This window comes from Leyella stercorea DSM 18206 (assembly GCF_000235885.1).
GTDB lineage: Bacteria > Bacteroidota > Bacteroidia > Bacteroidales > Bacteroidaceae > Prevotella > Prevotella stercorea.
This window is the reverse complement of sequence record NZ_JH379424.1, coordinates 36135-44987: the sequence shown is the minus strand read 5'-3', so window position 1 is coordinate 44987 and position 8853 is coordinate 36135. Positions and strand designations below refer to the sequence as shown.

At 49.5% G+C, this 8853-nt stretch carries 10 protein-coding genes; 8 read left to right on the top strand and 2 right to left on the bottom strand.

Annotated features, from left to right (window positions below; translation table 11 throughout):
* Positions 1-81 precede the first annotated feature (81 nt).
* Together HMPREF0673_RS06635 and ung are read right to left on the bottom strand one after the other, a co-directional pair.
* Positions 82-663, bottom strand: coding sequence for a DUF3109 family protein (locus HMPREF0673_RS06635; RefSeq protein WP_007899822.1), 582 nt, complete (start codon positions 661-663; stop codon positions 82-84).
* Positions 664-1189: 526 nt separating this feature from the next.
* The gene (ung, locus tag HMPREF0673_RS06625; protein WP_007899816.1) at positions 1190-1855 is read right to left on the bottom strand and encodes a uracil-DNA glycosylase; all 666 of its coding nucleotides are present in this window, start codon (positions 1853-1855) and stop codon (positions 1190-1192) included.
* Positions 1856-1940: 85 nt separating this feature from the next.
* On the opposite strand from ung, the gene HMPREF0673_RS06620 reads away from it, so the two are divergent.
* From HMPREF0673_RS06620 to rplD, 8 genes are all read left to right on the top strand, one after another.
* A complete protein-coding gene (locus tag HMPREF0673_RS06620; RefSeq protein ID WP_040596588.1) occupies positions 1941-2900 on the top strand; it encodes a bile acid:sodium symporter family protein in 960 nt (319 codons plus the stop codon).
* A gap of 82 nt (positions 2901-2982) precedes the next feature.
* Positions 2983-3300 carry a DUF3467 domain-containing protein gene (locus tag HMPREF0673_RS06615; protein ID WP_022158826.1) on the top strand — a complete coding sequence of 106 codons (318 nt, stop codon included), beginning with the start codon at positions 2983-2985 and terminating at the stop codon, positions 3298-3300.
* A 561-nt stretch (positions 3301-3861) separates the two neighbouring features.
* Positions 3862-4242, top strand: a complete 381-nt coding sequence (gene rpsL, locus HMPREF0673_RS06610; RefSeq protein WP_007899805.1) for a 30S ribosomal protein S12 — start codon at positions 3862-3864, stop codon at positions 4240-4242.
* Between the two features lie 140 nt (positions 4243-4382).
* Complete coding sequence (gene rpsG / locus HMPREF0673_RS06605) at positions 4383-4859, top strand: 30S ribosomal protein S7 (RefSeq protein WP_007899803.1); 477 nt, start codon at positions 4383-4385, stop codon at positions 4857-4859.
* Between the two features lie 24 nt (positions 4860-4883).
* Positions 4884-6998, top strand: a complete 2115-nt coding sequence (fusA, locus tag HMPREF0673_RS06600) for an elongation factor G (protein ID WP_007899801.1) — start codon at positions 4884-4886, stop codon at positions 6996-6998.
* Between the two features lie 272 nt (positions 6999-7270).
* Positions 7271-7576, top strand: coding sequence for a 30S ribosomal protein S10 (rpsJ, locus tag HMPREF0673_RS06595; RefSeq protein WP_007899799.1), 306 nt, complete (start codon positions 7271-7273; stop codon positions 7574-7576).
* Between the two features lie 28 nt (positions 7577-7604).
* Positions 7605-8219 (top strand): 50S ribosomal protein L3, encoded by a 615-nt coding sequence (gene rplC, locus HMPREF0673_RS06590; RefSeq protein WP_007899797.1) that lies wholly within the window; start codon positions 7605-7607, stop codon positions 8217-8219.
* Positions 8219-8848 (top strand): 50S ribosomal protein L4, encoded by a 630-nt coding sequence (gene rplD, locus HMPREF0673_RS06585; protein WP_007899793.1) that lies wholly within the window; start codon positions 8219-8221, stop codon positions 8846-8848. Before rplC ends, rplD begins: the two co-directional genes overlap by 1 nt.
* Positions 8849-8853 lie beyond the last annotated feature (5 nt).

The following is an 8853-nucleotide window of genomic DNA, read 5'->3' as shown; positions in this document are numbered from 1 at the left end:
TATGCGCTAAATTAATTCCGCCAACGGGTTATGTAATTGTATATTTCGTATTGCTATCAGTGGATAGGGTGGGCGACAGCGTTACTCGCAAAGCTCGTCGAAATGTTCAGCCACCTCGCAAAGCGCAGCGTACCACTCCTTGCCGAAGCGTCGGGTGAGCGGACCTTTGAGGAACTTGTAGACGGGCAATTGCAGCTCGCGACCCTTCTTCACAGCGTCCTTGCACACATCCCATCGGTTGTAGTTGAGTGCCACGGTACCATTGGCGAAGCGTTTCTCGCGGATGGGGTAGAGGGCGCAGGAGATAGGCTTGATGAACGAGGTCTTGCCAGCGCGGTGCGCACGCTCCAAGGCGCATAGGCAGCAGTCGCCCTCGTAGCACGTAAAGACGCAGTCCTTGCCGCCCACGATGCTTGTCACGAGGTCGCCCTCGCGGTCGGTGTACGCCACGCCTTGCTTGTCGACCACGGCTTGTGCCTGAGCCGACATGTCGCCCCATACGGTGTCGAGCGCGTCTTCAATGCCACCAATCTCTTCGAGGGTGACGGGTGCGCCGGCATCGCCCTCTACGCAGCAGATGCCCTTGCAGGCATCGAGGTCGCAGCAGAACTGCTCGGTGATGATGTCAGACGAGACAAGTATATTCTCAATGTCGAGTATCATATTTCTGTTTTGTTTCTTAATGATTATTTCTATTTGCTATGTCTGTTCTCCCACGGAATTCACGGAACACACAGAACCTTCTTGCTGTATGTTCTCCCACAGATTGCACTCTTCTTTATGTTCTCCCACGGAATTCACGGAATACACAGAATCTTCTTGCTGTATATTCTCCCACAGATTGCACAGATTTTCACAGAACCTTCTTGCTGTATATTCTCCCACGGAATTCACGGAATACACAGAACCTTCTTGCAGTATGTTCTCCCACAGATTGCACAGATTTTCACAGATGCTGCTTTCAAGGGGTGCACTTGTCTCAAGTGCACCAACCCGTTCTGTTGTTGCACTTCTTGCTCTGTTGGTGTACTTCTTACTCTGTTGGTGCACTTGAGACAAGTGCACCCCCTGAAAGAACCTATCTGTGTCGATCTGTGAAATCTGTGGGAGAATACTTTCAGCAACCTCTTCCGTGAATTCCGTGAATTCTGTGGGAGAATATCTCAGTAGAGCAATGCCTGCGGGCGAGTTACCAGTCAATCTCCTGCTCGCCATGCTCGCGCAGATAGGCGTTGCACTGCGAGAAGTGGTGGTTGCCGAACCACCCGCCACGGTTGGCAGACAGCGGTGAGGGATGTACCGACTCGAGCACGAGGTGGCGCGAGCGGTCGATGAGCTGCGCCTTAGAACGAGCATAGCCACCCCAAAGGATGAATACAAGGTTCTCGCGTTCGGCGTTCAGCGCACGTATCGCAGCATCAGTGAACTGTTCCCAGCCATGACGCTGATGGCTCGCTGCCTGATGCGCACGCACAGTGAGCGTGGCGTTGAGCAACAGCACGCCCTGCTCTGCCCAGCGTGTTAGGTCGCCCGTCGGTGGCATGGGTTTGCCGAGGTCGAGCTGTATCTCCTTGAAGATGTTCTGTAGCGACGGCGGAAAAGGCACACCCTCGGGCACGGAGAAACTCAATCCCTGCGCCTGACCGGGCTCGTGGTATGGGTCTTGACCTATTATCACCACCTTCACACGGTCAAACGGACAGAGGTTGAAGGCGTTGAAGATGAGCGACCCGGGCGGATAGCACGTCGTGGTGGTATATTCGTGGCGTACAAAGTCGGTGAGCGCAGAGAAGTAAGGTTTCTCAAACTCCGCACCAATATGCTCGCGCCATGAGTTGTCGATTTTTACGTTCATGTGTACAAAATTACTAAATTAATGCGAACAATCGCTACTATCTGATATATTTTAGCTACTTTTGCCTTTATATAACATAATGATTATGCAACTTATACGCTTATTGAAAGACTGGACGCTGCCCGTGGCAATCGGAACTGGCTGCGTGGTGTATATAATATTTGCGCTCGTGCCCCAGCTCGACGGCTTTGCAACAGCTGCCGCACCCGTGTTCGATGCCATGCTTCCGATGTTTATGTTCCTCGTGCTATTCGTCACGTTCTGCAAGGTCGACTTTCGTAAGCTACGCCCCGTAGCGTGGCACTGGTGGGTTGGCGTGTTTCAGCTGCTATGCGTAGGCGCGGTGATGGCAGCCGTGCTCGCTTTCGGGCTGAGCGGCAACCTGCTCATCCTCGCAGAAGCACTACTCACGTGCATCATCAGTCCGTGTGCATCGGCTGCTCCGGTCGTAACGCAGAAGCTCGGAGGCAACCTCGAAGAGATGACCACCTACACCTTCCTCTCCAACTTCATAACGGCACTGATGATACCGGTCTGCTTCCCGCTCCTCGACAGCGAACGCGAGATGCACTTCCTCGCCGCCTTCGCCCTTATATTATATAAGGTGTTCACGGTGCTCGTGGTGCCTATGTTGCTCGCCTACGTTGTGAAGCATCACGTCAAGAACCTCTGTCGGCGTATCGTCAGCGTAAAAGACCTCTCATACTACCTTTGGGGATGCTCGTTGCTCATCGTCTCCGGCACTACGATGAAGAACATCTTCCACGCCGAAACCACACTCGTCTTTATGCTGCTCATCGCCATCGGGTCGTTGTTGCTTTGCATATTTCAGTTCGCTTGCGGACGCGCCATAGGCAGCAAATTCGGTGAGACGGTGAACGCCGGTCAAGGACTCGGACAGAAGAACACAGCCTTCGCCATATGGATAGCCTGTACCTACCTCTCGCCCCTGTCTGCGGTAGGACCTGGCTGTTATATCCTGTGGCAGAACATCATTAACAGCATAGAGATTTGGCAAGCACAAAAGCATATTTCTAATAAATAATTTGCACGAGCCAACTGAAAGCATTATCTTTGCAGATACAAAAGGAAAACACATAATTAATAACTTAAACAAAATAACAAAAATGGAAGAGAACAAGAACCAGCAGCCCCAGGGTCTTCAGATCGAACTGAAGCCAGAAATCGGCGTAGGCGTTTACGCTAACCTCGCACTCATCACACACTCATCAAGCGACTTTATCCTCGACTTCACTTGTATGCTCCCAGGTATGCAGCAGCCGCAGGTACGCAGCCGTGTCGTAATGGCTCCTGAGCACGCAAAGCGTCTCCTCATGGCTCTCAACGACAACATTCAGAAGTATGAGCAGAACTTCGGCAAGATTAATCTGCCAGAGGCACAGCAGCCACGCACAGCTACTCCGTTCAATAACCCGGAGGCTTAATCACGCAATGATTAGCTTATAGGCTGTCTTAAATACAGTCTTAGGCAAACCAATATGCACATAGGCGCGTTCCAGCGATGGAATTGCGCCTTTTTTTTATCGCCTTTTGTGGTCAAACACCGCTACTCTTTGAGTGCGGACCTCACACTTTTTCGTTGCGCACCGGTCGGCACAGACATCCGCACCGGTCGACGCAGACATCCGCACCGGTCGGCGCAGACTTCTGCATCGGTCGACGCAGACGTCCGCATCGGTCGACGCAGATGGAAAACGCAATGCTTCAATGTCGTTAAAGCACGTAAAATGCATAGCATAAGTTCGTGGTTCAGATTATAGAAGAGGTTAGTGTTTGAAGTGAAGTAATACAAAAGTTTGTGTAAACAGTTGTTAAAATAACCTGTAGTACATTAAAATTTTTATTCCGCAGTGAGATTGTGTTTTTATATATTAGGTAGTTTCGAGAAAAGTTAGTACCTTTGCACCCCGAAAACGGCTTGTAAAAGAGCCGTTTGATGAACACGACAATTGAAAATAAAATATATAAATTAAAAAATTAAAATCATGCCTACAATTTCACAATTGGTAAGAAAAGGCAGAAAGGTGCTCGTAGACAAGAGCAAGTCACCGGCTTTGGACTCATGCCCTCAGCGTCGTGGTGTTTGCGTTCGCGTTTACACAACAACACCTAAGAAGCCTAACTCGGCAATGCGTAAAGTTGCCCGTGTACGTCTCACAAACTCTAAGGAAGTTAACTCTTACATCCCGGGAGAAGGTCACAACCTTCAGGAGCACTCAATCGTGCTTGTTCGCGGTGGTCGTGTAAAGGACCTTCCAGGTGTACGTTACCACATCGTTCGCGGTACACTCGATACAGCAGGTGTAGCAAACCGCACACAGCGTCGTTCTAAGTACGGTGCTAAGCGTCCTAAGGCAAAGAAGTAATCTGAAAATTGTCGGACGAAACAAATTTTAAAAACGTTTTGCTGGAGAATTGTTAATAGACAGGTTGAGTAAATGTCCAAGAGAGGACATTGAAGAACAGTAAGAAACAGCCCCATGCAGACAGAAATTTTTCAAACAAAATGAGAAAAGCAAAACCAAAGAAGCGCGTGATCCTTCCGGATCCGAAGTTCAATGACCAGAAGGTCTCTAAGTTTGTAAACCACCTTATGTATGATGGTAAGAAGAATACATCATACGAAATCTTCTACAACGCACTCGAAACTGTAGGTGCAAAGATGCAGAACGAGGAAAAGTCGGCTCTCGAGATTTGGAAGCAGGCTCTCGACAACATCACTCCGCAGGTTGAGGTAAAGAGCCGCCGTATCGGTGGTGCTACTTTCCAGGTGCCGACAGAGATCCGCGCAGAGCGCAAGGAGAGCATCTCTATGAAGAACCTTATCCTCTTCGCACGCAAGCGTGGCGGTAAGAGCATGGCAGACAAGCTCGCTGCTGAGATCATGGACGCTTTCAACAACCAGGGTGGTGCTTACAAGCGTAAGGAAGATATGCACCGCATGGCAGAGGCTAACCGCGCATTCGCTCACTTCAGATTCTAATATAATAATAAGGTAAAAGGAAAAATGGCAAATCGCGATTTACATTTGACTCGTAACATCGGTATCATGGCGCATATCGACGCTGGTAAGACCACAACTTCTGAGCGTATCCTGTTCTATACAGGTAAGACTCATAAGATTGGTGAGGTTCACGACGGCGCTGCTACCATGGACTGGATGGCACAGGAGCAGGAGCGTGGTATTACTATCACATCTGCTGCTACAACATGTAACTGGAACTATCTTGGTAAGTCATACAAGATTAACTTGATTGACACCCCGGGTCACGTTGACTTTACCGCTGAGGTGGAGCGTTCACTCCGTGTACTCGACGGCGCAGTTGCAACATATTCTGCTGCTGACGGTGTACAGCCGCAGTCAGAGACAGTATGGCGCCAGGCAGACAAATATAACGTACCGCGTATCGGCTACGTAAACAAGATGGACCGTTCAGGTGCTGACTTCTTCGAGACAGTGCAGCAGATGAAGGACATCCTCGGTGCTAACCCTTGTCCTATTCAGATTCCAATCGGAGCTGAGGAGAACTTCAAGGGCGTTGTAGACCTTCTCAAGATGAAGGCTATCCTTTGGCACGACGAGACAATGGGCGCTGAGTACGACGTTGAGGAGATCCCTGCTGATCTCGTTGACGAGGCTAACGAATGGCGCGAGAAGATGGTTGAAAGCGCAGCCAACTTTGACGACGCTCTCATGGAGAAGTATCTCGAGGGTCAGGAGATCACAGAAGAGGAGCTTATCGCAGCTATCCGCAAGGGTACAATCTCTATGGAGCTCACTCCTATGCTTCTCGGTTCTTCATACAAGAACAAGGGCGTTCAGCCGCTTCTCGACTACGTTTGCGCATTCCTGCCTTCACCTCTCGATACAGCAGCTATCGTTGGTACAAACCCTGACACAGAGGAAGAGGAAGACCGCAAGCCGTCTGAGGACGAGCCGACATCAGCTCTCGCGTTCAAGATCGCTACTGACCCGTTCATGGGCCGTCTGGTATTCTTCCGCGTTTACTCAGGTAAGGTAGTTGCAGGTTCTTACGTTTACAACCCACGTTCACGCAAGAAGGAGCGCATCAGCCGTCTGTTCCAGATGAACTCAAATAAGGAAATTCCAATGGAGTCAATCGACGCTGGTGATATCGGCGCAGGTGTAGGCTTCAAGGATATCCGCACAGGTGACACACTCTGCGACGAGGCACACCCGATCGTACTCGAGTCAATGTCGTTCCCTGATACCGTAATCTCTATCGCAGTAGAGCCGAAGAGCCAGGCTGACATCGCTAAGCTCGACAACGGTCTCGCTAAGCTTGCTGAAGAGGACCCGACATTCACCGTTCGTACCGACGAGCAGAGTGGTCAGACCATTATCTCTGGTATGGGTGAGCTTCACCTCGACATCATCATCGACCGTCTGAAGCGTGAGTTCAAGGTTGAATGTAACCAGGGTAAGCCACAGGTTAACTACAAGGAGGCAATCACCAAGCCGACAACTCTCCGTGAGGTTTACAAGAAGCAGTCAGGTGGTCGCGGTAAGTTCGCTGACATTATCGTAACAATCGGCCCGAAGGACGAGGATTACAAGGAAGGCGACTTGCAGTTCGTTAACGAGGTTAAGGGCGGTAACATTCCTAAGGAGTTCATCCCGTCAGTACAGAAGGGCTTCGAGAACGCCATGAAGAATGGTATCCTCGGTGGCTATCCGATGACTGGCCTTAAGGTTGTCCTCACCGACGGTTCGTTCCACCCGGTTGACTCTGACCAGTTGTCATTCGAGCTCGCTGCCCTCAACGCTTACAAGAACGGCTGCCCGAAGGCAGGTCCGGTTCTTATGGAGCCTATCATGAAGGTAGAGGTTGTTACTCCGGAGGAGAATATGGGTGACGTAATCGGCGACTTGAACAAGCGTCGTGGTCAGGTAGAAGGCATGGAAGAGGCTCGCTCAGGTGCCCGCATCGTAAAGGCTCAGGTACCTCTGTCAGAGATGTTCGGTTACGTAACAGCTCTCCGTACTATCACTTCAGGTCGTGCAACAAGCTCTATGGAGTACGATCACCATGCACCACTCTCAAGTGCTATCGCTAAGGCAGTGCTCGAGGAGGTTAAGGGTCGCGCAGACCTCGTGTAATCAGCACGTTAAACGAGACGAATTCAGAATTGAAGAATACAGAAGTTAAGCCAAATGATTGGCAAACCAAGCAAATGGCTTAACTCCTGACTCCTCTCTCCTGACTCCTCTCTCACGATAAAAATATTAAAGGGACATGGGGCGTCGCTTAGCGAATGACTCTTAAGCGACGTACCCCACCTCCTTTTTTCGGCTGTTCAGCACTCCAAGTTGAGAATATAATCACGCTGAACGTGCCACATTAAATTGCATTATAAACTTTAAATACAATTATGAGTCAGAAAATTCGTATCAAGCTGAAGAGCTACGACCACAAGCTCGTAGACAAGTCAGCTGAAAAGATCGTGAAGGCAGTTAAGGCCACAGGTGCTATCGTTAGCGGTCCTATTCCATTGCCTACACACAAGCGTATCTACACTGTAAACCGCAGTACTTTCGTTAACAAGAAATCACGTGAGCAGTTCCAGCTCTCAGACTTCAAACGTCTTATCGACATCTACAGCTCAACAGCTAAGACAGTTGATGCGCTCATGAAGCTTGAACTCCCGAGCGGTGTAGAAGTAGAGATCAAAGTATAGTAATTTTCATTTTTAATATTCATTTGAAATGCCAGGATTAATTGGAAAAAAAATCGGAATGACATCCGTTTTCAGTGCCGACGGTAAGAACGTACCGTGCACTGTTATCGAAGCTGGTCCATGTGTTGTAACACAGGTAAAGACCGTTGAAACAGACGGCTACAAGGCAGTTCAGCTGGGCTATGGTGAAGCTAAGGAAAAGAACACCACAAAGCCTATGATGGGCACCTTCAAGAAGGCTGGTACAACACCTAAGAAGCACTTGGCCGAGTTCAAGTTTGACGAGGAGTACAACCTCGGTGATGTTCTCACTGTAGAGCTCTTCGCTAACACAGAGTTTGTTGACATTGTAGGCACATCTAAGGGAAAAGGTTTCCAGGGTGTTGTTAAGCGTCATGGATTCGGCGGTGTAGGTCAGAGCACACACGGTCAGGACGACCGCGCACGCAAGCCGGGTTCTATCGGTGCTTGTTCTTACCCAGCAAAGGTATTCAAGGGAATGCGCATGGGCGGCCAGATGGGCGGCGACCGCGTTACAACCCAGAATCTCAAAGTGTTAAAGGTAATTCCGGAGCACAACCTCCTTCTCGTTAAGGGTTCTGTAGCCGGATGCAATGGTTCAACCGTATTAATCAAGAAATAATGGAAGTTAGCGTATTAAATATCAACGGTCAGGAGACCGGAAGAAAGGTTCAGCTGAACGACGCAATCTTCGGAATCGAGCCTAACGATCACGTACTCTATCTCGACGTTAAGCAGTACCTCGCTAACCAGCGTCAGGGCACAGCAAAGTCGAAGGAGCGCAGCGAGGTTAGCGGTTCTACACGCAAGCTCGGACGCCAGAAGGGCGGCGGCGGTGCTCGCCGTGGTGATATCAACTCACCGGTGCTCGTAGGTGGTGGTCGCGTTTTCGGTCCGAAGCCACGTAACTACAGCTTCAAGCTCAATAAGAAGGTTAAGGCTCTCGCACGTAAGTCAGCCCTTTCATACAAGGCTCAGGAGAACGCTATCGTAGTTCTCGAAGACTTCACAATGGAGGCTCCAAAGACTAAAGATTTTGTAAATATTACTAAAAATCTTAAAGTTGAGGGCAAAAAGCTCCTTCTTCTTTTGCCAGAAGTAAATAAAAACGTATTTTTGTCATCACGTAACTTGCAGCGCGCTGAAGTAATGACAGCAACAGCAGTGAATGCATACAAAGTTCTCAATTCTGAGGTGCTCGTAATCACTGAGAATTCGCTCAAGGCTATCGAATCAATCTTATCAAAATAATAGGA